This is a genomic window from Pseudomonas sp. R84 (assembly GCF_009834515.1).
Classification (GTDB): Bacteria; Pseudomonadota; Gammaproteobacteria; order Pseudomonadales; family Pseudomonadaceae; genus Aquipseudomonas.
On sequence record NZ_CP019426.1, the window covers coordinates 472,344 to 496,576 of the forward strand.

At 60.1% G+C, this 24,233-nt stretch carries 26 protein-coding genes; 7 read left to right on the forward strand and 19 right to left on the reverse strand.

All coding sequences use genetic code 11. The features are described from left to right. Positions 1-11: 11 nt before the first annotated feature. From PspR84_RS02160 to ubiE, 9 genes are all read right to left on the reverse strand, one after another. Positions 12-719 (reverse strand): 16S rRNA (uracil(1498)-N(3))-methyltransferase, encoded by a 708-nt coding sequence (locus PspR84_RS02160; protein WP_160055068.1) that lies wholly within the window; start codon positions 717-719, stop codon positions 12-14. Further along, on the reverse strand, positions 716-1,507 hold the full coding sequence (tatC, locus tag PspR84_RS02165) for a twin-arginine translocase subunit TatC (protein ID WP_007909342.1): 792 nt from the start codon (positions 1,505-1,507) through the stop codon (positions 716-718). Before tatC ends, PspR84_RS02160 begins: the two co-directional genes overlap by 4 nt. After that, complete coding sequence (tatB, locus tag PspR84_RS02170; RefSeq protein ID WP_160055071.1) at positions 1,504-1,962, reverse strand: Sec-independent protein translocase protein TatB; 459 nt, start codon at positions 1,960-1,962, stop codon at positions 1,504-1,506. Before tatB ends, tatC begins: the two co-directional genes overlap by 4 nt. Before the next feature lie 10 nt (positions 1,963-1,972). Next, positions 1,973-2,254, reverse strand: coding sequence for a twin-arginine translocase TatA/TatE family subunit (locus PspR84_RS02175; protein WP_003220847.1), 282 nt, complete (start codon positions 2,252-2,254; stop codon positions 1,973-1,975). Between the two features lie 25 nt (positions 2,255-2,279). Then, on the reverse strand, positions 2,280-2,612 hold the full coding sequence (locus PspR84_RS02180) for a phosphoribosyl-ATP diphosphatase (RefSeq protein WP_003220849.1): 333 nt from the start codon (positions 2,610-2,612) through the stop codon (positions 2,280-2,282). Beyond that, positions 2,605-3,006, reverse strand: a complete 402-nt coding sequence (gene hisI, locus PspR84_RS02185; protein WP_007909357.1) for a phosphoribosyl-AMP cyclohydrolase — start codon at positions 3,004-3,006, stop codon at positions 2,605-2,607. The genes PspR84_RS02180 and hisI overlap by 8 nt, the downstream gene beginning before the upstream one ends. Before the next feature lie 120 nt (positions 3,007-3,126). Beyond that, positions 3,127-4,731 (reverse strand): ubiquinone biosynthesis regulatory protein kinase UbiB, encoded by a 1,605-nt coding sequence (gene ubiB, locus PspR84_RS02190; protein ID WP_150707963.1) that lies wholly within the window; start codon positions 4,729-4,731, stop codon positions 3,127-3,129. Next, positions 4,728-5,351 (reverse strand): SCP2 domain-containing protein, encoded by a 624-nt coding sequence (locus PspR84_RS02195; protein ID WP_034152973.1) that lies wholly within the window; start codon positions 5,349-5,351, stop codon positions 4,728-4,730. Before PspR84_RS02195 ends, ubiB begins: the two co-directional genes overlap by 4 nt. Continuing rightward, positions 5,351-6,121, reverse strand: a complete 771-nt coding sequence (gene ubiE / locus PspR84_RS02200; protein ID WP_008080626.1) for a bifunctional demethylmenaquinone methyltransferase/2-methoxy-6-polyprenyl-1,4-benzoquinol methylase UbiE — start codon at positions 6,119-6,121, stop codon at positions 5,351-5,353. Before ubiE ends, PspR84_RS02195 begins: the two co-directional genes overlap by 1 nt. 166 nt (positions 6,122-6,287) lie before the next feature. Between ubiE and PspR84_RS02205 the strand changes: the two genes are divergently transcribed. The 3 genes from PspR84_RS02205 (at position 6,288) to PspR84_RS02215 (ending at position 8,125) form a co-directional block, all read left to right on the forward strand. Then, positions 6,288-6,563, forward strand: a complete 276-nt coding sequence (locus tag PspR84_RS02205) for a polyhydroxyalkanoic acid system family protein (RefSeq protein ID WP_007909364.1) — start codon at positions 6,288-6,290, stop codon at positions 6,561-6,563. A gap of 205 nt (positions 6,564-6,768) precedes the next feature. Continuing rightward, a complete protein-coding gene (locus PspR84_RS02210) occupies positions 6,769-7,191 on the forward strand; it encodes a phasin family protein (RefSeq protein WP_160055074.1) in 423 nt (140 codons plus the stop codon). A 10-nt stretch (positions 7,192-7,201) separates the two neighbouring features. After that, positions 7,202-8,125, forward strand: coding sequence for a phasin family protein (locus PspR84_RS02215; protein WP_160055077.1), 924 nt, complete (start codon positions 7,202-7,204; stop codon positions 8,123-8,125). Positions 8,126-8,396: 271 nt separating this feature from the next. Here PspR84_RS02215 and PspR84_RS02220 read toward each other — a convergent pair whose 3' ends face one another. From PspR84_RS02220 to argS, 9 genes are all read right to left on the reverse strand, one after another. Further along, the gene (locus tag PspR84_RS02220) at positions 8,397-9,017 is read right to left on the reverse strand and encodes a TetR/AcrR family transcriptional regulator (protein ID WP_122855557.1); all 621 of its coding nucleotides are present in this window, start codon (positions 9,015-9,017) and stop codon (positions 8,397-8,399) included. Positions 9,018-9,047: 30 nt separating this feature from the next. Next, on the reverse strand, positions 9,048-10,730 hold the full coding sequence (phaC, locus tag PspR84_RS02225; RefSeq protein ID WP_160055080.1) for a class II poly(R)-hydroxyalkanoic acid synthase: 1,683 nt from the start codon (positions 10,728-10,730) through the stop codon (positions 9,048-9,050). 139 nt (positions 10,731-10,869) lie between these two features. Then, positions 10,870-11,724 carry a poly(3-hydroxyalkanoate) depolymerase gene (gene phaZ / locus PspR84_RS02230; protein ID WP_034152967.1) on the reverse strand — a complete coding sequence of 285 codons (855 nt, stop codon included), beginning with the start codon at positions 11,722-11,724 and terminating at the stop codon, positions 10,870-10,872. A gap of 142 nt (positions 11,725-11,866) precedes the next feature. Next, positions 11,867-13,546, reverse strand: coding sequence for a class II poly(R)-hydroxyalkanoic acid synthase (gene phaC / locus PspR84_RS02235; RefSeq protein ID WP_077570403.1), 1,680 nt, complete (start codon positions 13,544-13,546; stop codon positions 11,867-11,869). Between the two features lie 255 nt (positions 13,547-13,801). Then, entirely contained in the window at positions 13,802-14,173 is a 372-nt protein-coding gene (locus PspR84_RS02240) for a DUF971 domain-containing protein (RefSeq protein WP_160055083.1), read from the reverse strand. A gap of 76 nt (positions 14,174-14,249) precedes the next feature. After that, positions 14,250-15,587, reverse strand: a complete 1,338-nt coding sequence (hslU, locus tag PspR84_RS02245) for an ATP-dependent protease ATPase subunit HslU (protein WP_160055086.1) — start codon at positions 15,585-15,587, stop codon at positions 14,250-14,252. A gap of 54 nt (positions 15,588-15,641) precedes the next feature. Continuing rightward, positions 15,642-16,172: an ATP-dependent protease subunit HslV gene (gene hslV, locus PspR84_RS02250; RefSeq protein WP_003186641.1), complete on the reverse strand. Its 531-nt coding sequence runs from the start codon at positions 16,170-16,172 to the stop codon at positions 15,642-15,644. A 234-nt stretch (positions 16,173-16,406) separates the two neighbouring features. After that, complete coding sequence (locus PspR84_RS02255) at positions 16,407-17,123, reverse strand: SPOR domain-containing protein (protein WP_007909385.1); 717 nt, start codon at positions 17,121-17,123, stop codon at positions 16,407-16,409. Between the two features lies 1 nt (position 17,124). Beyond that, positions 17,125-18,861 carry an arginine--tRNA ligase gene (argS, locus tag PspR84_RS02260; RefSeq protein ID WP_160055089.1) on the reverse strand — a complete coding sequence of 579 codons (1,737 nt, stop codon included), beginning with the start codon at positions 18,859-18,861 and terminating at the stop codon, positions 17,125-17,127. On the opposite strand from argS, the gene PspR84_RS29755 reads away from it, so the two are divergent. Beyond that, positions 18,860-18,982 carry a hypothetical protein gene (locus PspR84_RS29755; protein WP_256579857.1) on the forward strand — a complete coding sequence of 41 codons (123 nt, stop codon included), beginning with the start codon at positions 18,860-18,862 and terminating at the stop codon, positions 18,980-18,982. The two genes, argS and PspR84_RS29755, sit on opposite strands and share 2 nt — an antisense overlap. Positions 18,983-19,075: 93 nt before the next feature. On the opposite strand, the gene PspR84_RS02265 is transcribed toward PspR84_RS29755, so the two are convergent. Next, complete coding sequence (locus PspR84_RS02265; RefSeq protein WP_160055092.1) at positions 19,076-21,295, reverse strand: primosomal protein N'; 2,220 nt, start codon at positions 21,293-21,295, stop codon at positions 19,076-19,078. Between the two features lie 288 nt (positions 21,296-21,583). On the opposite strand from PspR84_RS02265, the gene rpmE reads away from it, so the two are divergent. The 3 genes from rpmE (at position 21,584) to PspR84_RS02280 (ending at position 24,079) form a co-directional block, all read left to right on the forward strand. Then, positions 21,584-21,811 (forward strand): 50S ribosomal protein L31, encoded by a 228-nt coding sequence (rpmE, locus tag PspR84_RS02270; RefSeq protein WP_007909403.1) that lies wholly within the window; start codon positions 21,584-21,586, stop codon positions 21,809-21,811. A 14-nt stretch (positions 21,812-21,825) separates the two neighbouring features. Next, positions 21,826-22,626, forward strand: coding sequence for a thermonuclease family protein (locus tag PspR84_RS02275; protein WP_160055095.1), 801 nt, complete (start codon positions 21,826-21,828; stop codon positions 22,624-22,626). A 184-nt stretch (positions 22,627-22,810) separates the two neighbouring features. After that, on the forward strand, positions 22,811-24,079 hold the full coding sequence (locus PspR84_RS02280) for a malic enzyme-like NAD(P)-binding protein (protein ID WP_038360054.1): 1,269 nt from the start codon (positions 22,811-22,813) through the stop codon (positions 24,077-24,079). Positions 24,080-24,233 lie beyond the last annotated feature (154 nt).

The window sequence follows — 24,233 nt, forward strand, 5'->3', positions numbered from 1 at the left end:
GCTGCGCAGAATCAGAAGAGGCGTGCGAGCAGGGCGGTGACGGCGGTTTCGACGCGCAGGATGCGTTCGCCGAGTTGCACCGGTTGCAGGCCGGACTTGGCCAGCAGATCGATTTCGTAGGGAATCCAGCCGCCTTCGGGGCCGATGGCCAGGGTGACGGGTTCGCTGAGGGCGCGTGGGCACGGCGGGTAGTTGCCGGGATGGCCAACCAGTCCGAGAGTGCCTTCGGTAATCGCTGGCAGCCGATCCTCAACGAAAGGCTTGAAGCGCTTCTCGATGATGATCTCTGGCAGGACAGTGTCGCGCGCCTGTTCGAGGCCGAGGATCAGTTGCTCACGAATCGCCTCGGGTTCAAGAAACGGCGTCTGCCAGAAACTCTTCTCGACCCGATAGCTGTTGACCAGAATCACCTTCGACACGCCCATGGTCGCCACGGTCTGAAACACCCGGCGGAGCATCTTCGGACGCGGAAGGGCCAGCACCAGCGTCAGTGGCAGTTTGGCCGGTGGCGGCTGATCGAGGCTGACACGCAACTCCGCTTCACCCGCTTCCAGACGCAGCAATTCAGCCGAACCCATCAGCCCATCGATGCGCCCGACGCGCAGGCTGTCACCGACTTCCGAACGGTGAACTTCCTGCATATGGGTCAGGCGTCGATCACGCAGCACTACGCGGTCGGCCGCAATGAAGTCGGCCTCTTCGAGCAACAGCAGGTTCATGCCTGGGTCGCTGGCGGCTGGTCGTTGTGGTCGTCGGCCGGGTTCTCGTCCGGACGTTCGCGCTTGCTGATCAAACCACCGAACAGAATGCCGATTTCAAACAGCATCCACATCGGCACGGCCAGCAGGGTCTGCGAGAAGATGTCCGGTGGCGTCAGGATCATGCCGACCACGAAGCAGCCGATGATCACGTACGGGCGGATCTTTTTCAGGTAGGCCACGTCGACCACGCCGATCCACACCAGCAGCACCACGGCCACCGGGATCTCGAACGCCACGCCGAAGGCGAAAAACAGCGTCATGACGAAGTCGAGGTAACTGGCGATGTCGGTCATCATTTCCACGCCGGCCGGGGTGGCAGCGGCGAAGAATTTGAAGATCAGCGGGAACACGAAGTAATAGGCGAACGCCATGCCGGTGTAGAACAACAGAATGCTCGACACCAGCAGCGGCACCGCGATGCGCTTCTCATGCTTGTACAGGCCCGGCGCGATAAAGCCCCAGATCTGATGCAGGATCACCGGGATCGCGAGGAACAGCGAGACCATCATCGTCAGCTTCAGCGGCGTCAGGAACGGCGACGACACGTCGGTAGCGATCATCGTCGCGCCGACCGGCAGGTATTGGCGCAGCGGCGTCGAGACGAAGGTGTAGATCTGCTGGGTGAACGCAAACAGCCCGGCGAAGATGATGAAGATCGCCGCCACACAACGCAGCAGGCGGGTGCGCAACTCGGTGAGGTGCGAAACCAGCGGCATGTGCTGGTCGTTTTCGGGGAGATCGCTCATGGGGCTCGCGGCGGCAGAGTAGGGTCTTGAGGCGCTGGTGTGATCGGCGCGGCGGTTGGCGCAACGTGTTCAACAGATTGTTCCACAGCGGCTGGCGCCGGCTCTGTCGGTGCTACAACGGCAGCGGGTGCCGGTGCTGGCGTAACAGGCGCGGTCGGCGCATGAATTGTCTGCTGACCTACATGCTCAACCGGCGTCGGCTCTTGCTGAACCGGCGTGAAAATCTTCCGCGCCTCCTGCTCCAGCGACAGAATGTGCTCGTTGTGCAGTTGCCGACGGATCTCGTCGGCGCCGATTTCACGTTCAACTTCCTGTTTGATCGCGTTGAAGCTGCGCTTCAGCCGGCCGACCCACAGGCCTGCGGTGCGTGCAGCGCCCGGCAGACGCTCGGGGCCCAGCACCAGCAGGGCGACGAGGCCGACGAGCAGCAGTTCAGAGAAGCTGATACCAAACATTAGTCAGTGCTCACACGTCTTTGCGGATCGGCTCTTCGACTTTCTGCGCCTGCACGTCAATGGTGTGCGGCGGGTTGGCCTGAGCGGTGGCTTGCGGCTGCACCGGTGGCACTGGCTGCGCAGGCGTCACGGTTGGATCAGCGGCCGGTTTTTCATCGTCGTTCATGGCTTTGCGGAAGCCCTTGATCGATTCGCCAACGTCGGTGCCGAGGTTTTTCAGTTTCTTGGTGCCGAACACCAGCACCACGACAACCAGAATGACGATCCAGTGTTTCCAGTCAAAAATGCCCATGTTGCTGTTCCTCTCTAAAAATTGTTCAGGCGGACGGACGCGAGGCTTTCTCGACGTGTCCGGACAGGCCGAAGCGACGATCCAGTTCATCCAGCACGGCCTGCGGATGCTGCCCCAGTTGAGCAAGCATGACCATGCTGTGGAACCACAGGTCGGCGGTTTCGTAGATCACGTCGCTGCAGTCGCCGCTGATGGCGGCGTCCTTGGCGGCAATAATGGTTTCGACCGACTCTTCGCCGACTTTCTCCAGAATCTTGTTCAAACCCTTGTGATACAGACTAGCCACATACGAGCTGTCGGCGGCTGCGCCTTTGCGCTCTTCAAGTACCTGAGCGAGGCGGGTCAGGGTGTCACTCATGTTTGTGTCCTGCGGAATAGATAGCGTGCGGATCTTTCAGAACCGGGTCGACGGTTTTCCAGTCGCCGTTTTCGAAGACACGGTAAAAGCAGCTTTGACGGCCGGTATGGCAAGCGATGTCGCCGATCTGTTCAACCATCAGGATGATCACGTCGGCGTCACAGTCCAGACGCATTTCATGCAGCGTCTGTACATGGCCGGACTCTTCGCCCTTGCGCCACAGCTTGCCACGGGAACGTGACCAGTAGATTGCACGGTTTTCCGCAGCGGTCAGTTCGAGCGCTTCGCGGTTCATCCAAGCCATCATCAGTACGCGTCCGGTCTTGTGATCCTGGGCAATCGCCGGCACCAGGCCATCAGCGTCCCATTTGATCTCGTCCAGCCAGTTTTTCATCTTCAATTCCCGAAACGCAGCTACAAGCTTTGAGCTCCAAGCTGCAAGTAAGAGCAGATTGCGGTGTTCCAGTATCGTCAGGCTTGCAGCTCGCAGCTTATAACTTGCAGCTGATTCGTGCTATCGGCGAACGACCAGATACAAGCCGACGGCCACCATGATTCCGGCCGGCCAATGCCCCAATTCGTGCAGCGGGCCACCGATGGCGAGGATTACCCCGCCGGCCAGATGCGCGCAACCGAGCAGGCGCAGGAACCAGTCGTCCTTGCGTTTATGCCATGGCGGCGGTGGGTCGTAGGCGTGCGGTTGCGACATGCGTTCGAGCAGATCACGAGCCATGTTGGCCAAATGCGGCAGCTGTTCAAACTGGCTCTGCACGTTGCCCAGCAAGGCTTTCGGGCTGACGCGCTCGCGCATCCAGCGTTCGAGAAATGGCTGCGCGGTGTTCCACAGGTCCAGATCCGGATACAGCTGACGGCCAAGACCTTCGATGTTCAGCAGGGTCTTTTGCAGCAGCACCAGTTGCGGCTGCACTTCCATGTTGAAGCGCCGCGCGGTCTGGAACAGGCGCATCAGCACCTGGCCAAATGAAATATCTTTTAACGGTTTTTCGAAGATCGGTTCGCACACGGTGCGGATCGCCGCTTCGAATTCGTTGAGTTTGGTTTCTGCCGGCACCCAACCCGAATCGATGTGCAACTGCGCCACGCGACGGTAGTCACGCTTGAAGAAGGCGAACAGATTGCGCGCCAGATAATCCTGGTCTTCCGGGGTCAGGCTGCCGACGATGCCGCAGTCGATCGCGATGTACTGCGGGCTCCACGGATTGACGGTGCTGACGAAGATGTTGCCTGGGTGCATGTCGGCATGGAAAAAGCTGTCGCGGAATACTTGGGTGAAGAAGATCTCCACGCCACGTTCGGCGAGCATTTTCATGTCGGTGCGCTGGTCGGCGAGGGTTGCCAGATCGGTGACCTGAATGCCGTAGATGCGTTCCATCACCAGCACTTTCGGCCGGCACCAGTCCCAATAGACTTGCGGTACATACAGCAGCGGCGAGCCTTCGAAGTTGCGCTTCAACTGGCTGGCGTTGGCCGCCTCGCGAAGCAGATCGAGTTCGTCGTAGATGGTTTTTTCGTAGTCCTGCACCACGTCGACCGGGTGCAGCAGACGCGCGTCGGCAGACAGTTTTTCAGCCGCGCGGGCAAGGATGAACAGCCACGCCAGATCCTGCGCGATGATCGGCTTCAGACCCGGGCGGATGACCTTGACCACGACTTCTTCGCCGGTTTTCAGCTGCGCGGCATGCACCTGCGCCACCGAAGCCGAGGCCAACGGTTCGACGTCAAAACGGCTGAACACGTCGCTGATCTTCTTGCCCAGTTGCTCCTCGATCAGCTTGATCGACAGCTGCGAATCGAACGGCGGCACGCGATCCTGCAAGCGCATCAGCTCATCGGCGATGTCTTCCGGCAGCAGGTCGCGGCGGGTCGAAAGAATCTGCCCGAACTTGATGAAAATCGGCCCGAGGTCCTGCAGCGCCAGGCGCAAACGCGCGCCCCGGCTCAGGTCCAGCGGCTTGCGCGGGAACCAGCGCCACGGCAGCACATAGCGCAGCGCCAGGAGAAACCAGGGCAGCGGCAGATCGAACAGCAGGTCATCGAGGCGGTAGCGGATCACGACAGACTGGATGCGCAGCAGACGGCGGACGGCGAGCAGCTTCATGCGTTATCGCTTGGGTCGAGGGATCGGGAAAGGCGCTCGAAACGCGCCTCGAGACGTTCCAGATCAAGTTTGATCCGGTCCAGTTCGCTAAACCGCGCTTCGGCTTCGCGCTGCCCGACGAGGGTGCGCGATTCTTCGGCGAGGTATTCGGCGAGGTTCTGGTTAAGGCTGGCAAATCCTTGTTGATACCAGCGCGCGCGGCTGCGCAGATGGCCACCGACCAGTTGCGTGGCGACCGGGCCGAGCCAGCGCGAGAGTTCGTACTCCCAGTCCAGCTCAAGATCCTGCAGCACACCGGCCAGTTCCAGCAGCACGCCGCTGTCGCCATCGAGTTCGACTTCCGGGGCGTGCAGCACCGCAGTCTTGTCTTTGCTCACGGCCAGTTTGATCAGGCTCGAGGCCGGCGCACGCAGGGTGCAGTCGACAGCGGTTTCCCAATGGGACGCCAGCATCAAACCTTCGTCGCTCGGCAGAATGAACAGTTGCAGCGCCGGGCTGCGGCAGTCGACGGCAATCACCTTGCCGGTCAAATGCGCCAGCCGTGGCAACGCCGTGCTGTCGAGACGCAGCACCCGGTTGAGGCCGAGTTCAACGCTGGCGAGCAGCCCGGTGAGCAACATCAGGGCTTGATGCCACGGTGCAGGGCGACGATGCCTGCGGTCATGTTGTGATAGGTCACGCGGTCGAAACCGGCGTCGACCATCATCGACTTCAGGGTTTCCTGATTCGGGTGCATGCGGATCGATTCGGCCAGATAGCGATAGCTTTCCGAGTCGTTGGTGATCAGCTTGCCCATCAGCGGCATGAAGGCGAACGAATAGGCATCGTAGGCTTTCGACATCAGCGCGTTGGTCGGCTTGGAGAATTCCAGCACCAACAAACGACCGCCGGGCTTGAGCACGCGCAGCATTGAGCGCAGGGCGTCTTCTTTGTGCGTCACGTTGCGCAGGCCGAAGGCGATGGTCACGCAATCGAAATGGTTGTCCGGGAACGGCAGTTTTTCTGCGTCCGCCTGAACGAATTCGACGTTGCCGGCAACACCCAGATCGAGCAGACGGTCACGACCGACCTTGAGCATCGATTCGTTGATGTCAGCCAATACCACCTGACCGGTCGGGCCGACCAGGTGCGAGAATTTTTTGGTCAGATCACCGGTACCGCCGGCGATGTCCAGCACGCGGTTACCGCTGCGCACGCCCGACAGTTCGATCGCAAAACGCTTCCACAGACGGTGCATGCCGCCCGACAGAAGGTCGTTCATCAGGTCGTACTTGGCGGCTACCGAGTGGAAAACCTCAGCGACTTTTTCCGCTTTCTGGCTTTCCGGAACGTTTTTGAAGCCGAAGTGAGTGGTGGGTTCGGCATCGCTGCCTTTGCGCTGATCAGTCATATCGCTGTCACCAAAAGAGAATGCGCGACATTCTAATCCCCAAGCCATGCTTTGTCTTGGAATGGCTAAAGGTAAGATGGGCAACCCTCGGGACGATTTGCCGCAGCGGCGGTCAAGATTTACCGACACATCTTTTTCGCCCCATTCAAAAAGCAGGAGTCAATCAATGGCCAAAATCACTGTTGAGCGTGCCCACAATCTGGGTAAGGAAGCTGCCCGCGAGAAGGCCGACAAGCTGGCGCAAAAACTCTCCGAGCAATATGGCCTGGAGCCGCAATGGTCCGGCGACACCCTGAACCTCAAGCGCTCGGGCGTGAAAGGCGCGGTGCATGTGGCGGACGATTCGATCAAGGTCGACGTTGAGCTGGGCCTGATGATGTCGGCCATGAGCGGCATGATCAAAGCCGAAATCGAAAAAGCCCTCGACAAAGCTTTGGTTTGAACATCAAAAGATCGCAACCTTCGGCAGCTCCTACAGACGTACACATTCCCCTGTAGGAGCTGCCGAAGGCTGCGATCTTTTCATTCAGGCACCACCGATTCATGTCAGTTGTTAGGGTGCCGTTTCTAATTTTTCTGCCTACTTTGTGCCTGAGCCCGACACTTTCCCGGGCAGTTCCTCAAACCTTCTGCGCGTGGGGTGCACCATGGCCAAAGTTATTTTGAAGAAAAAAATCGACGTTTCGACTTCTGCTCTGAGCGACGTCAAATCCTATGCCCGCAAGATCTGGCTGGCAGGCCTGGGTGCCTACGCCAAGGTCGGCCAAGAGGGCAGCGACTACTTTCAAGAGTTGATCAAAGCTGGTCAAGCTGTTGAAAAGAAAGGCAAAAAAGCCGTCACCGAAAAACTCGAAGCGGCCAACGCCGAGATCGATGAAGCCAAGAGCGAAGTGAGTTCTTTCAAAGGTCGTGTCGAAGTTCAGCTCGACAAGGTCGAGAAGGCGTTCGACTCCCGCGTAGCAAGCGCCTTGAATCGTATCGGCATTCCGTCTAAACATGACGTTGAGACACTCTCTGCTAAGCTCGATGAGCTGACGGCATTGCTCGAACGCGTCGCGCGTAAATCTTAAGGAGAACGGGATGGCTGGTAAAAAGAACACCGATAAAGAAGGCAGCTCGTGGATCGGGAAAGTCGAAGACTACTCCCGCAAAATCTGGCTGGCTGGTTTAGGCGTGTACTCGAAGATCGACACTGACGGCAGCAAGCTCTTCGATACATTGGTCAAAGACGGCGAGAAAGCCGAGAAGCTCACCAAGTCCGCAGTCGGCAAAAAAGTCGATGCCGCCAAGGACTCCGCTTCTTCGGCCAAGTCGCGCATCAGCGGCGTGAAAGATCGCGCACTGGGCAAGTGGGACGAGCTGGAAGGGGCTTTCGACAAGCGCCTGAACAGCGCGATTTCGCGCCTCGGTGTACCGAGCCGCAATGAAGTCAAAGCACTCAACAGCAAGGTCGACACACTGACCAAACAGATCGAGAAACTCACCGGTCTGAAAGCCCAGCCTGTGGCGGCGAAAACCGCTGCGGCAAAACCGGCAGCGAAAACGGCTGCGGCCAAACCAGCGGCCAAGTCTGCTGCCAAGCCACTGGCCAAAGCGGCAGCTAAACCCGCGGCAAAAGCCGCGGCTAAACCGGCTGCGAAAACCGCTGCCGCCAAGCCCGCAGCCAAAGCTGCAGCCAAACCGGTTGCCGCCAAAGCCGCTGCCAAAACTGCAGCAAAACCTGCGGCCAAAACTGCAGCGAAACCAGCCGCCAAGCCAGCAGCGAAAACCGCTGCGGCCAAACCAGCTGCCAAGCCTGCGGCCAAACCGGCAGCAGCGAAGAAACCGGCAGTGAAAAAACCGGCCGCGCCGAAAGCCGCAGCGCCGAAGCCAGCAGCACCTGCTGCAGCCAGGCCGGCCACTCCGGCAGCCCCGGTGAGCGCGTCGAACTCCGCCGCGGCACCGACTCCGGCGGCTACCCCGACTGTTGCATCGACCCCGTCGACGCCAACCAGTCAGTCCTGATTCTTCAGGGCAAAACAAAACGCCCGGCCTGTGAAGGTCGGGCGTTTTTGTTTGTGCTTTTTAAAAGCTTACCCTCACCCCAGCCCTCTCCCGGAGGGAGAGGGAGCCGACCGCAATGTCTTGCGTCATGCATCGACCTGAAAAACCGAGTCGATTATGGATTCAACAGAGAAATTTCAGGTCGGCGTAGCTCATCAGCATCCCCGGATCAGTCCCCTCTCCCTCCGGGCGGTCCGACGTTTCGGGAGGGTTAGGGGGAGGGGTTTTTGATTCAGTCGTGATCTTCAAGGTACTGCAGGGCCATGCGTTCGGTGGCGACCTTAACCGGCGGCAGCAAGTGCGGCGCTACCAGCATCATGATCTGGTACACGACCAATCTCACCTCACCCTCCCGATCCAGAATCCGCTGATAATCCAGCGAAAACAGCAGCGTCATGGTGATCTGCTCCACCAACTGCCCCAACGCCTGCGTATCACTGACCAACTGCCCTCCAGCCTTCAACCGCGCCAGCAACGACGCTAGGGTGCGCTTCAACGCATTGAGCAGATGTCGAATGCCCTTGGCCAGTTTTGGCAGTCGTCCGGCGAGGTTCGACAGGTCCTGAAACAGAAAGCGATACTGCGCCAGCCGCTCGACGATCAAATGCAGAAACAGCCAGTAATCCTCAGGTGCCAGTTCCACATCCGCTGGCGGATCGAGCAGTGGCGCCAGTTCATTCTGGAAGCGTTCGAACAACCCGAGAATCAGCGGTTCCTTGCCGTGGAAGTGGTAGTAGAGATTGCCCGGGCTGATCCCCATTTCGTTGGCCACCTCCATGGTGGAAACGTTCGGCTCGCCCTTTTCGTTGAACAGTTGCAAAGCACATTCGAGAATCCGGTCGCGGGTTTTCATCCAGTCTTCTTAGAAAAGTTCGGTTAAGCGTCAGCGCACACGCACGTAAGTACCGGGCGCTGCCTCCATCGGTGGATAGTTCGGATTGCCGAGGGTGAACGAGGTTTCGTGCTGGGCGCCGGAGCGCTGTTGAATCCATTCCAGCCACTGCGGCCACCAACTGCCGTCGACGTGCTTGCCGTCGTAGTACCAGGCGCGCGGGTCGCTGCTCATCTTGCCGTTCTCGACGTACGCGGCTTTCGGGTTGCTTGGCGGGTTGAGAATGCTCTGCACATGGCCGCTGTTGGACAGCAAGAAACGCCGCTCGCCACCGAGCAGCAGGGTCGAGCGATACACCGCATCCCACGGTGTGATGTGGTCGTTCATGCCGGCGACGCTGAAGCTGTCGACGGTGACTTTCTGCAGATCGATCGGCGTGCCACAGACCTCAAGTCCACCCGGATGGGTCAGCGGGTTGTGCTTGAAGAAGTCCAGCAAGTCGCCGTGAAACGCGGCGGGCAGACGGGTGTTGTCGTTGTTCCAGTAGAGGATGTCGAAGGCCGGCGGCTCTTTGCCCAGCAGGTAGTTGTTGACGAAGTAGCTCCAGATCAGATCGTTGGGGCGCATCCAAGCGAAGACCTTGGCCATGTCGCGACCTTCGAGCACGCCTTTCTGATAGGAGCGACGCTTGGCCGCTTCGAGGGTTTGCTCATCGGCAAACAGCGTAGCCGAGGTTTCGATTTCGCTGTCGAGCAGGCTGACCAGATACGTCGCGCTGGAAACCCTTCGCAGCTGCCGCTTGGCCTGCAAATGCCCTTGCAGCGCGGCGATGGTCAGCCCGCCAGCGCAGGCGCCCATCAGGTTGACCTCGCGGGCGCCGGTGATCGCCCGGCAGATGTTCATCGCTTCTTCCACAGCCTCGACGTAGGTCGACAGGCCCCATTCGCGATGGCGCACATCCGGGTTGCGCCAACTGATCATGAACGTCTGCAAACCGTTTTTCAGGGCGTACTGGACGAAGCTGTTGTGCGGGCTCAGGTCGAAAATGTAGTACTTGTTGATTTGCGGCGGCACCACCAGCAGCGGCTTGGCGTACTGCTTTTCGCTCATCGGTTTGTACTGGATCAGTTCCAGCATCTCGTTGCGAAACACCACCGAGCCGGTGGTGGTGGCGACGGTTTTGCCGACCTCGAAAGCCTGTTTGGTCACCTGACGTGGCAAGCCGTCGTTGTGCAGCAGGTCATCGAACAAATGACTGAGACCGCGCACCAGGCTGTGCCCACCGGAGTTGAACAGCTCCTTGACCGCCAGTGGATTGAGCAGGGTGTTCGACGGCGCCACGGCGTCGTTGAGCAGGGTGAAGGCGAAGTGCGCACGAGCGCGATCGTCCGGGCTCATGTTGCTTTCATCGATCCAGCTTTTGACCTGCTTCTGCCAGGCCAGATAGGCCTGCAGGCTACGCCGGTAAAACGGGTTGAGGCTCCACGCCGGATCGGCGAAGCGGCTGTCGTTCGGATTGGTCGGGTGCAGAGTTTCGCCGAGCAGCACGCGGCCCAATTGGCCGCCGAGTTTCAAGGCATGCTTCGCACTGTGGATCGGGTTACGCAGGCCATGGGCTGCCACATTGCGCAAGGTCGAAATCAAATCCCGCCCACGCAGGCCGGTGATCGCACTTTGTGCGTTGATGAACACGGCGGGGCTGGGCACTACGCCCGTCGCTGGTTTGTCGCGCATGACTCAACACTCCTTCGTCTTCAGGCCAAAAACAAACTCACCGAACCAGAACACCATAGACGCTGTTGCGGGTTGTTGCCTGCGCGGCGTCCTGCCGCGCACTCTTTGCCAAAGGCCTGCATAAAGCCTGCCGCCGGGTTTAACCGCCGAGCGGTGTCGGATGCGGATGCATCACCGCGCGCTGACGTTCCTCCTGGAGGAATTTCATGATGATCGGCGCCACCGCTTCGGCGCGGGTAATCAGGAACAGATGACCGTCGTCGATGATGTGCAGTTGGGCGTTGGGAATGCGCCAGGCGAGCATGCGCATGTTGATCAGCGGGATCAGCGGATCGTCATCGCCGGCCAGCACCAGCGTCGGCTGATGGATCTTGTGCAGCCAGTGAATGCTGGTCCAGCCCAAGCCGGCGAACAGTTGCCAGTAGTAACCGAGCTTGCCCGCCGAACGCACTTTCGCGGCGTGGCTGGCCGCGAGCGTCGGGTCGCGACGGAACGAGCCGCCGTAGATCAGCGGGGCGATGCGGATCACATGGGACGGCTGGATGTAGCGCCGGGGACTGGCCATCATCCACAGCACTTTCGGTTTGCCCGGCACCATCACCGCACCGGCAGCGGTCGCCGCCAGCACCAGTTTCTTGCAGCGCTCGGGGTAGTCGTAGGCGAACTGCTGCGCGAGCGCGCCGCCCCACGACACGCCAATGACGTTGACCTGACCGTAGTCGAGGTAATCGAGCATGCGCGAGGTCAGCTTGGCCAGACCGGGAAAGCGATACGGCCGGTTCGGCGTCGAGGAACCGCCGACACCGGGCACGTCGAAGGCGATCACTTCCAGATCTGGATCCAGTGCCGCGACAAACGGAAACACCAGCTCCAGGTTGGCGCCGATGCCGTTGAAAATCAGCAAGGGCGTCAAGTGAGGCTTGCCGGGGCGTACCGCCGTGCGGAGGGTCTGGCCATCCAGATCGACGGTACGGAATATGAACGGTTGCGGCATGCGTCAGGCCCTGTGGATTTCAAGTACACCCCGCCCCCTGTGTAGGAGCTGCCGAAGGCTGCGATCTGTTGATCTTGATTTTAAAAACAGAATCAAAAGATCGCAGCCTGCGGCAGCTCCTACATTGGGCCGGGTGTGTCAGTTACCGCTCGTGAACGTAAGTGCCCGGCGAGGCTTCACCCGCCGGATACGCTTTATTGCCCAGTTTCAGCGGGGCCTTTTTCAGGTTGCCCGAGCGCTCGGCCTGCCACGTCTGCCAGTACAGCCACCAGGAGTCGGTGTGCTTGGTCGAGTTCTCTTGCCATTCATCGGCATTGGCAGCCACTTCTTCGCTGGTCATGTAGCGCGATTTCGGATTGCCCGGCGGGTTCAGGATGCTCTGGATATGCCCACTGCTCGACAGCACGAATTCCACTTTGCCGCCGAACAACTGCGCCGACTTGTAGCAGGACTTCCACGGCGTGATGTGGTCGTTGGTGCCGGCCAGCGAGAAGATATCGGCCGTGACCTGCTTGAGGTCGATCGGCGTGCCGCACACTTCCAGTGCATTCGGGCGGATCAGTGGGTTGTTTTTGAACATCTCGATCAGGTCGCCGTGGAACGCAGCGGGCAACCGGGTGGTGTCGTTGTTCCAGAACAGGATGTCGAACACCGGCGGCTCATTGCCGAGCAGGTAGTTGTTGACCCAGTAGTTCCAGATAAGGTCGTTGGGACGCATCCAGGCGAAGACCTTGGCCATGTCTTTGCCTTCGAGCACGCCGGCCTGGTACGAATGGCGCTTGGCGGTCTCCAGAGTCTGCTCGTCGACGAACAGGGCGACGTCGCTGTCCAGCGTCGTGTCGAGCACGCTGACCAGCAGCGTGAGGGCATTGACCTTCTTCTCGCCGATCGCCGCGTAATGGCCGAGCAGGGCGGTGCAGGTGATGCCGCCGGAGCAGGCGCCGAGCATGTTCACGTCTTTGCTGCCGGTAATCGCGGTGACCACGTCGACGGCTTCTTTCAGCGCGTCGATATAGGTCGACAGGCCCCACTCGCGCTGTGCTTTGGTCGGGTTGCGCCAGCTGACGATAAACGTCTGCACGTTATTGCGCAGGCAGAAGCGCGCCAGACTCTTGTCCGGGCTCAAATCGAATACGTAGAACTTGTTGATCTGCGGCGGCACCACCAGCAAAGGGCGCTCGTGGACTTGCTCGGTGATCGGCTTGTACTGGATCAGCTCCAGCACGTCGTTGCGAAACACCACCGCGCCTTCGGTGACGCCGAGGCTCTTGCCGACTTCAAACGCGCCCATGTTGACCTGGCTCGGCATGCCGCCGTTGTGCACCAGATCCTTGGCCAGATGCGAGAGACCGTCGAGCAGGCTTTTGCCGCCGGTTTCGAAGAAGCGTTTCACGGCGGCCGGGTTGGCGGCGGTGTTGGTCGGGGCCATGGCTTCGGTCATCAGGTTGATGACAAAGTGGCCGCGGGCAATGTCTTTGGGTGACAGGCTGCTGTCATCGATCCAGGCATGGAGTTCCTTGCGCCACGCCAGGTAAGTTTGCAGATAACGTTTGTAGAGCGGGTTCTGGCTCCACGCAGGATCAGCGAAGCGACGGTCATCGCCAGCCGGTTGCAGTTCGGATTTTCCAAACAACACGTTCTTCAGTTCGAGGCCGAAATGGGTGACGTGCTTGACGCTATGGATCGGTTGTCTGATGGCCTGTTTCAGCACCATACGAGCAGAGGCCAGCAGATCCTTTCCGCGTAGCCCAACGACGGGATTAAGCCCCAGGGTGTTTTCCGAGGCTTGGTACTTCAGGTCATCGTTATTCTTGTTACTCATCTACGACGCTCCATTGTCCTGAGACGAGTACCCGGTTTTCTGTGCAGTTCCACAGCCAATGCCAGGTACTACTGCTCGGGTGACCGTTAATTCTGCATAGCTGCTTTACAGTCGTAGAGCACTGCAGGGAACTTGCCAGCTCCATTGGTTACCCGAGTTTAATTTTTTTCGCAAGCGGGCCGATCCTCGGCCACACAGCGGAGCATTCAAACAGATGAATTTAGAAAATGCCCTCTAATGAGCGCAAGGCTCGGGCTAGAGCATCAGCTTGACGATCGACTCGTTCGGGTCGCGGGTTTTTCCGGCGGCTTTGAGCTCGGCCAGATAATCGGCCCAGAGTGCGTCATAACGTCGCCCCAGCTCGTAGAGATAATCCCAGGTGAACAAGCCGCTGTCGTGACCGTCGTCGAAGGTCAGTTTCAGTGCGTAGTGACCGGCCGGTTGCAGCTTGCTCAGACCGACGTTGATCTTGCCGAATTGCAGGATCGGTTTGCCGTGGCCCTGGACCTCGGCGGAGGGCGAATGCACGCGCAGGAATTCGGCGGGCAGGGTGTATTCCTCGCCGGACGCGTAGGTGAGCGTCAGGGTTTTCGAGGCTTTGTGCAGTTTGATGTCGGTAGGAATCATAAAAACAGCCTTGAGCTGCAAGCAACAAGCTGCAAGCTTAACTCAGCTTGCCGCTTGTAGCTCGGAGCTTGCCGCTTTACAGAATATAACGGGACAGGTCTTCGTTCTTCGCCAATTCGCCGAGGTGGCTGTTGACGTATTCGGCGTCGATCAGAATCGGCTTCTCATCGTGGGTGCTGGCCAGATCGCCGGCACTGAACGACACCTCTTCGAGCAAACGCTCAAGCAGCGTGTGCAGACGACGGGCACCGATGTTCTCGGTCTTCTCGTTGACCTGCCAGGCGATCTCCGCCAGACGCTTGATGCCTTCCGGCTGGAACTGGATGTTCAGGCCTTCGGTTTTCAGCAGCGCGCAGTATTGCTCGGTGAGCGAAGCGTGCGGTTCGCTGAGGATGCGCTCGAAGTCCGACGGGCTCAGGGCTTTGAGTTCGACGCGGATCGGCAGGCGACCTTGCAGCTCAGGCACCAGATCGCTCGGCTTGCTCAGGTGGAACGCACCGGACGCGATGAACAGGATGTGGTCAGTCTTGACCATGCCCAGTTTGGTGTTGACGGTGCAGCCTTCGATCAGCGGTAGCAGGTCGCGCTGTACGCCTTCACGGGAGACATCGGCGCCGCCGACATTGCCACGTTTGGCGACTTTGTCGATCTCGTCGATGAACACGATGCCGTGCTGCTCAACCGCTTCCAGCGCTTTGGCCTTCAGCTCTTCTTCATTGACCAGACGCCCGGCTTCTTCGTCGCGCACCAGTTTCAGCGCTTCTTTGACCTTGAGCTTGCGCGCCTTCTTCTTGCCCTTGCCCATGTTGGCGAACAGCGACTGCAACTGGTTGGTCATCTCTTCCATGCCAGGCGGCGTGGCGATTTCGATGCCGGCAACTTCGGCGACTTCGATCTCGATTTCCTTGTCGTCCAGCTGACCTTCGCGCAGGCGCTTGCGGAACAGCTGACGAGTGTTGGAATCGCTGCTCGGCGCTTCTTCATTGCTGAAGCCCATGCGCGCCGGCGGCAGCAGTGCGTCGAGGATACGATCCTCGGCAGCATCTTCAGCGCGATGGCGAACGCGGGTCATTTCCTGCTCGCGGAGCATCTTGATCGCAGCGTCGGCCAGATCACGGATGATCGACTCGACGTCGCGGCCAACGTAGCCGACTTCGGTGAACTTGGTCGCTTCGACCTTGATGAACGGCGCGTTGGCCAGTTTCGCCAGACGACGGGCGATTTCGGTTTTACCGACACCGGTCGGGCCGATCATCAGGATGTTCTTCGGGGTCACTTCAACGCGCAGCTCTTCAGGCAGCTGCATGCGGCGCCAGCGGTTGCGCAGGGCAATCGCGACGGCGCGCTTGGCATCGTCCTGGCCGATGATGTGGCGGTTGAGTTCGTGGACGATTTCGCGGGGAGTCATGGACATAGTAGTTGACGGTCCTCAAGCAGAAACAAGCCGTGGCACAGGGCCGCGTCAGGCTTATTCAGCGAGATCCTGCTCCTCAATGGTCTGAGTGTGGTTGGTGAATACACAGATGTCGCCAGCGATACCGAGGGCGGTCTCGACGATTTCACGGGCCGACAGGTCGGTCTTTTTCAACAGCGCGCTGGCGGCGGCTTGCGCATAGGCGCCACCGGAACCCATGGCGATCAGGCCGTCTTCGGGTTCGACCACGTCACCGTTGCCGGTGATGATCAGCGAGGCGTCTTTGTTGGCAACCGCGAGCATGGCTTCGAGGCGGCTCAGGGAGCGGTCGGTGCGCCATTCTTTGGCGAGTTCGACAGCGGCGCGCACCAGGTGGCCCTGATGTTTTTCAAGCTGGCCTTCGAAACGTTCGAAGAGGGTAAAGGCGTCGGCGGTGGCACCGGCAAAACCGGCGATGACCTGGCCGTGGTACAGGCGACGGACTTTTTTCGCGTTGCCTTTCATCACGGTATTGCCGAGAGAAACCTGGCCGTCGCCGCCCATGACGACTTTGCCGTGACGGCGGACTGAAACGATGGTGGTCAAGGGAAGAGTCTCCACACAGCGGGGCGAAAGTGCCTTATGCCCATTCATATGGGGGTGCTGGAGAGGATTTCAACCGGGGAGGGTGCGCAGGGACGAACGGCGGGTGTTTGATCGGGGGGATCTAGTGCTTGATAAGACGCCTTCGCGAGCAGGCTCGCTCCCACAGGGACTGCGTTATTCCTGTGGGAGCGAGCCTGCTCGCGAATGAACGATGACGCGGTACTACTGGTGGAATCAGCGGCTCTGGCGTTGTTGTAACAACAGGTTGCTGAAGCCGGCGCCGGCCAGTTGTTTCTGCGCGGTGGTCAGTTGTTCGCGGTTGCTGAACGGGCCGACCAGTACGCGGTACCAGGTTTCATCCTTCACTGTGCCGGACTCAACCGCCACCGCCTGACCGAGCAGAATGATCTGCGCGCGGACCTTGTCGGCATCGGTTTCCTTGCGGAACGAGCCGGCCTGCAGGAAGAACTTGGTCACCGGCGCCGCTTTGCTCACTGGTGGCGCTGGCGGTGGGGTAATCCCGGCCAGGGCTGCCTGCGCGCGCGCGGTGTCGATCTTCGCCGCTTCCGCCGGGGTCACCGGCGTGGTCGGGATGGCCGGCACTTGTGGCGTCGGCAAGGTCTTCTCCGGCACGGCGTCCGGCGGCACGATCACCTCCGATTCCGGCAGCAGGGTGTAGAAGTCGTACTTCGGCTTGACCGGTTGCGTCGGGCTCGGCGGGGTCTTGTTGGCCTCGGCAATCTTCGACGCTTTCTGCTGTTGTGCCTGCTCGACCTTCTCACGCTTGACCGTGTCGCTGCCCTTGCCCGGCTCCAGCTTCATCAGGAACACGATGAACGCGCCGACTGTCAGGCCGATGGCCATCCACAGCCAGCCCGGAATCGGTTGCTTCGCAGGAGCTTGGTAACGGCTGGCGCCACGTTTGGGTGCAGGTTTTTTCTTGGCAGCCAACTTACATACGCTCCAGAGTTTCCAGACCCAACAGCTCCAGGCCTTGCTTGAGGGTGCGACCGGTCAGCGCGGCCAGACGCAGACGGCTCTGCATCTGGGCCGGGGTGTCGGCGGCGAGGATCGGGCAGTTCTCATAGAAGCTGGAGAACAGACCGGCAACGTCGTACAGATAAGTACAGAGAATGTGCGGCGTGCCTTTGTCGGACACGTTATTCAGCACTTCACCGAACTGCGCCAGTTTTGCCGCCAGCTCTTGTTCGTGCGCCGCTTCCAATACTATCTGGCCATCGACTTCGCTGAAGTCCTTGCCGAGTTTGCGGAACACACCGGCGACGCGGGTGTAGGCGTACAGCAGGTAAGGCGCAGTGTTGCCTTCGAAATTCAGCATCAGGTCGAAGTTGAAGCTGTAGTCGCTGGTGCGGTGCTTCGACAGGTCGGCGTATTTCACCGCGCCGATGCCGACGACTTTGGCGATGTTGCGTAGTTCGTCTTCGGCCAGCTCCGGGTTCTTCTCTTTCACCAGGCTGTAGGCGCGTTCCTGCGCTTCGGTCAGCAGATCGATCAGCTTCACGGTGCCGCCGTCACGGGTCTTGAACGGACGGCCGTCGGCGCCGTTCATGGTGCCGAAGCCCATGTGCTCCATTTCCATCGGATGGGTGACGAAACCGGCCTTGCGCGCCACGGCAAACACTTGCTGGAAGTGCAGGGCCTGACGCTGATCGACAAAGTACAGCGCGCGATCGGCTTTCAGTTTGCCGCTGCGATAGCGCACGGCTGCCAGGTCAGTGGTGGCGTACAGGTAACCGCCATCAGCCTTGACGATGATCACCGGCAGCGGGTCGCCGTCGGCGTTCTTGAACTCGTCGAGGAACACGCATTGGGCGCCGTTGCTCTCGACCAGCATGCCTGCGGCTTTCAGATCGTTGACCACGTTGATCAGGTCGTCGTTGTAGGCGCTTTCGCCCATCACGTCGGCCATGGTCAGTTTGACGTTGAGCAGTTCGTAGATCTTCTGGCAGTGCGACAGCGAGATGTCCTTGAACTTGGTCCACAGCGCCAGGCACTCGGCATCACCGGCCTGCAGCTTGACCACCAGGCCACGGGCGCGGTCGGCGAATTCTTCGGATTCATCGAAACGTTGTTTGGCGGCGCGGTAGAAGTTTTCCAGATCCGACAGCTCGTCGCTGGTGATCGGGTTTTCCTGCAGATACGCCATCAGCATGCCGAACTGGGTGCCCCAGTCGCCGACGTGGTTCTGACGGATCACTTCGTCGCCAAGGAACTCAAGGACGCGGGCCACGCCGTCGCCGATGATCGTCGAGCGCAAATGGCCGACGTGCATTTCTTTCGCCAGGTTCGGTGCCGACAGGTCGACCACGGTGCGCTGCGCAGGGCCGGCCTTGCGTACGCCAACATGGGCATCAGCCAAGGCAGCGTCGAGACGCGAGGCCAAAGCCTGGGTGTTCTGGAAGAAGTTGATGAAGCCCGGGCCAGCGATTTCGGCTTTGGTGACGTTCTCGTCAGCCGGCAGTGCGGCGATGATTTTTTCCGCCAGATCGCGCGGTTTCATGCCCGCAGGCTTGGCCAGCATCATGGCAATGTTGCTGGCGAAATCACCGTGGGTCTTGTCCCGGGCGTTCTCCACCTGAATCGCCGGCGACAGGCCTTCAGGCAACACACCTTCGTTGACGAGTTGGGTGAGGGCTTGTTGGATCAGCTGGCGAATGGTGTCTTTCATGGTCTTCTCTTTCGACCGCAAGCGCGGCGGGCGCATCGATGCGCGGGTGGAAAAACTGGGCATTATCCGTTGCGAAGACGGGCTTGCCAACCTTAGCAGGCAGCTTATGGATATGTGGTGACATTCAGATCAAAAGATCGCAGCCTTCGGCAGTTCCTACACGGTGATACGCATTTTCCTGTAGGAGCTGCCGAAGGCTGCGATCTTTTGAATTTCAATACAAATCGACGGGATCGACATCCAGCGACCAGCGCACCGCGCGCCCACTCGGCATCTGCTCCAGCACCAGCAACCAACTCGCCAGCAACCGATGCAGCGGCGCCCGCGCCGTCGCCTGCAACAACAACTGCGCGCGATAACGGCCAGCACGGCGCTCCATCGGCGCAGGCACTGGCCCGAGCAATTCGATCCCGCTCAGATTCTGCTCAGCCAGCAAGCGCTCGGCTTCGCTGCACGCCTCATCGAGAAAGCCTTCTGCTTGCCCCGGCTTGTGCGCTTCGGCACGCAACAATGCCAGATGCGCAAACGGCGGCAACCCGGCAGCCCGGCGCTCGCTCAAGGCCTGTTCGGCAAAGGCGAAATAGCCCTGTTCGGTGAGCTGCACCAATAATGGATGGTCGGCGAGGTGCGTCTGAATGATCACCTTGCCCGGTTCTTCTGCTCGCCCGGCACGCCCGGCCACCTGCACGATCAGCTGCGCCATGCGCTCGCTGGCGCGGAAGTCGCCGGAGAACAAACCGCCGTCGGCATCGAGGATCGACACCAGCGTCACTCGTGGAAAGTGGTGCCCTTTCGCCAACATTTGCGTGCCGACCAGAATGCACGGCTGCCCCTTCTGAATCGTCGCGAACAATTGATTCATCGCGTCCTTGCGCGATGTGCTGTCGCGGTCAACGCGCAGCACCGGATAGTCCGGAAAAAGAATCGCCAGGCGTTCTTCGGCGCGCTCGGTGCCGGCGCCCACGGGCCGCAAATCAACCTTGTTGCACTTCGGGCACTGGCGCGGCGTGCGCTCGACATAGCCACAATGGTGGCAACGTAATTCGCCGTAGCGCTGGTGCACGGTCATCCGCGCATCGCAGCGCGAACACTCGGACATCCAGCCGCAATCGTGGCACAGCAACGTCGGTGCAAAACCGCGACGGTTGAGGAACACCAAAACCTGTTGCCCGTTTGCCAGTGTCTGACCGATAGCTTGCTGCATCGGCCCGGAAATACCGCTGTCCAGTGGGCGGCTTTTTACATCCAGGCGCAGGAAGCGTGGTTGCTTGGCGCCGCCGGCACGTTCATTCAGGCGTAGGAGACCGTAACGGCCGGTGTAGGCGTTGTGCAGACTTTCCAGCGATGGGGTGGCTGAACCCAGCACGATCGGGATGTTTTCCTGGCGGGCACGTACCAGCGCCAGATCGCGGGCGTGGTAGCGCAAACCTTCCTGCTGTTTATAAGAGCCGTCGTGCTCTTCGTCGATGATGATCAGCCCGGGATTCTTCATCGGCGTAAACAGCGCCGATCGGGTACCGATAATAATGTCGGCCTCGCCATCCCGGGCGGCGAGCCAGGCGTCGAGGCGCTCGCGGTCATTGACTGCCGAGTGCAGCAGGGCGATCCGCGCGTTGAAACGCTGCTCGAAGCGCGCCAGGGTCTGCGGGCCGAGGTTGATCTCCGGGATCAGCACCAGCGCCTGCTTGCCGGCTTCGAGGGTTTCGCGGATCAGTTGCAAATAGACTTCGGTCTTGCCGCTGCCGGTAACCCCGGCCAGCAGGAACGCGTGATAACTGTCGAAACCGGCGCGGATCGCCTCATAGGCAGCGCGCTGTTCGGCGTTGAGCGGCAATTCCGGCTGAGCGAGCCAGTGTTCGTGACGCGCGCCCGGGGCATGGCGGCGTATTTCCACTTGCACCAGATTTTTCGCCAGCAACAGATCGAGGCTGTCCTTGCTCAGCATCAGTTTGCTCAGCAACTGATGGGCGACGCCGTGTGGGTGCTGGGCCAGCGTCGCCAGTGCTTCACGCTGACGCGGCGCGCGGGCAACGCGCGGATCATCAAGGCTGGCGCCGGGGGTGATCGACCAGAAACGCTCCTGGCGGGCTTCGGCCAGCTCACCCTGACGCAGCAGGACTGGCAGTGCCCAGTTCAGGGTGTCACCTAGGCTGTGCTGATAATACTGCGAGGTCCACAGGCACAACTTGAAGAGTGCCGGTGGCAGCGGCGGCGTGGCATCGAGCAGGGCCAGCGCCGGTTTGAGTTTCTCCACCGGCACTTCGCTGGTGTCCGTGACCTCGACCAGAATGCCAATCATCTCGCGCCGGCCGAACGGCACCCGCAGGCGCATGCCCGGCTGCAATTGTTCGCGCAGCACGCCGGCCGGCGCCCGATAGTCGAACAGGCGGCGCAAGGGCGAAGGCAAGGCGAGGCGCAAGATGGCGTCGGGCACGCGGGGGGATCTCTATCAACAGGCGATTAAAAGGACTGCGTACATAACCTGTGGGAGCGAGCCTGCTCGCGAAAGCGGTGTGTCAGGCGGCTAATATGCTGGCTGATAGATCGTCTTCGCGAGCAGGCTCGCTCCCACAGGGACAGCGCAATGGGCCGGGAGCCTAGCAGACGGTCGGTCTCGGTGACAGCTTGCGTGTTTGAAAAGGTCTGGTAGAATCCGCGGCCTAATTACGTGCGGTATTCAACAATAGTGTTGGATGGCGGCACGCTAGCTGAGGAAGACACCATGAAAGCTGATATCCACCCGAATTACCCAGTCATCGCTGTTACCTGCAGCTGTGGCAACAAGTTCGAAACCCGTTCGACTTTCGGCAAAGCTCTGCCAATCGACGTGTGCAACGAATGCCACCCGTTCTACACCGGTAAGCAGAAGACTCTGGACACCGGTGGTCGCGTTCAGAAGTTCGCAGACCGTTTCGGTGCTTTCGGCAAGAAACCTGCTGCTGCAGAGTAAGGTTGAAGGGCCCGGTGGGCTTTTCCTCATTGCTGAAAAAGGCGTCCCTTGCGGGCGCCTTTTTTGTGTCCGCGTTTTGGCTGTCCGGCGCGCACGCTTTCTGTCCGACGCCTGCGCAGCTGACCAGCGTCACGGTGCAGCGCGTGGTCGATGGTGACACGCTGCGCCTGAGCGACGGTCGCAGCGTGCGGATGATCGGCCTCAACACGCCTGAGCTGGGCAAACAGGGCCGCGGCGATGAACCCTTCGCGGTGGCGGCACGCAAACGCCTGCAAGCGCTGGTCGATGCCAGCGGCGGACGTGTCGGTTTGCGCCCCGGCAAGCAAGCCAAAGACCATTACGGGCGTACGCTTGCGCATATTTACAGCGCCAGCGGCGCCAATCTCGAAGCGCAGATGCTCGCCGATGGCCTCGGTTTCCAGGTCGCCGTTGCGCCGAATGTCGATCTTGTTACCTGTCAGCAAGCCGCCGAACGCAGTGCGCGAAAGGCCGGGCTGGGCCTCTGGCGGCAGTCTCCTGTACTGAAAGCGGAGCAGATCCAGCGCTCGGGTTTTGCTGTGGTCAGTGGGCGTGTGAGCAAGGTTCAGCGCAATCGCGGGGGAATCTGGATCGAGTTGCAGGACGCGCTTGTATTGCGCGTTGCACCCAATCTGGTCGGACAATTCGACAATACCCGGTTGCAGGCGCTGAAAGGCAAGCAGATCGAGGCTCGCGGCTGGATCGTTGATCGCTCGCGGCGCGGCGGATTGCAATCCGGTCAGTCGCGTTGGCTACTTCCGCTGACCGATCCATCGATGTTGCAAACGCCGCGCTGAAGAAAAAATTGTAGACATTTTTTATGTCGATTGTGAACAGTCTAGCCCTTGTGCGCCGTGGCTCTTGGCCCAAAGTCGTAGGGCAGGGCGCTTGACAGGGGTGACCGCTCAGTCTTGTGGGGACTTTGCGAGGCGCGTATCCTCGCTGACCAGTCTGTCCAACAGTAAAAAGCGGAATGCCAAAATGTCTGATCTGAAAACTGCCGCTCTCGAATATCATGCCAATCCTCGTCCAGGGAAGCTGAGTGTCGAGCTCACCAAGGCCACTGCTACCGCTCGCGACTTGTCGCTGGCGTACAGCCCCGGCGTAGCTGAACCAGTGCGTGAGATCGCCCGCGATCCCGAACTGGCCTACAAATACACCGGCAAGGGCAACCTGGTTGCAGTCATTTCCGATGGCACCGCGATTCTCGGTCTGGGCAACCTCGGCCCATTGGCTTCCAAGCCAGTGATGGAAGGTAAAGGCGTACTGTTCAAGCGCTTCGCCGGCATCGACGTTTTCGACATCGAAGTCGACTCCGAAAGCCCGCAAGCCTTCATCGACACGGTAAAACGCATCTCCATCACCTTCGGTGGCATCAACCTGGAAGACATCAAGGCGCCAGAGTGCTTTGAGATCGAACGTGCTCTGATCGAGCAGTGCGACATTCCGGTATTCCACGATGACCAGCACGGCACCGCGATCGTGACCGCTGCGGGCATGATCAACGCCCTGGAAATCGCCGGCAAAACCCTGCCAGACGCCAAGATCGTCTGCCTGGGCGCCGGCGCTGCCGCCATCTCCTGCATGAAACTGCTGGTGAGCATGGGCGCACGCATCGAAAACATCTTCATGGTTGACCGTACCGGCGTGATCCACTCCGGCCGTGACGACCTGAACCAGTACAAAGCAGTATTCGCTCACGCCACCGACAAGCGCAGCCTGGCTGACGCACTGGCAGGCGCTGACGTGTTCGTCGGTCTGTCCGGTCCGAACCTGCTGAGCGCTGAAGGCCTGCTGTCGATGGCGGCCAACCCGATCGTGTTCGCTTGCTCGAACCCGGATCCGGAAATCTCCCCGGAACTGGCGCACGCCACCCGTAGCGACGTGATCATGGCGACCGGCCGTTCGGACTACCCGAACCAGGTCAACAACGTACTGGGCTTCCCGTTCATCTTCCGTGGTGCCCTGGACGTTCGCGCCAAGCGCATCAACGAAGAAATGAAAGTGGCTGCTGCCAACGCCCTGCGTGAACTGGCCAAGCTGCCGGTTCCACAGGACGTGTGCGATGCCTACGGTGGCGCGCCGCTGGAATTCGGCCGTGAGTACATCATTCCGAAGCCAATGGACAAGCGCCTGATCACCCTGATCTCCGACGCTGTAGCCAAGGCCGCGATCGAGACTGGTGTGGCGACCCTGCCGTATCCGAAGAACTACCCGCTGAAAAGCGTGGATGACGTGTTCAACGGCTAAGTCGTTGTAGCGCTTCAACCGAAAGCCCCGGCTCGTGAGAGTCGGGGCTTTTTATTGCCTGAAGATCAAGAGCCCCCTCACCCTAACCCTCTCCCGGAGGGAGAGGGGACTAACCGAGTCGTCTGGGGTTATATGCCGACCTGAAAGAGTGGTG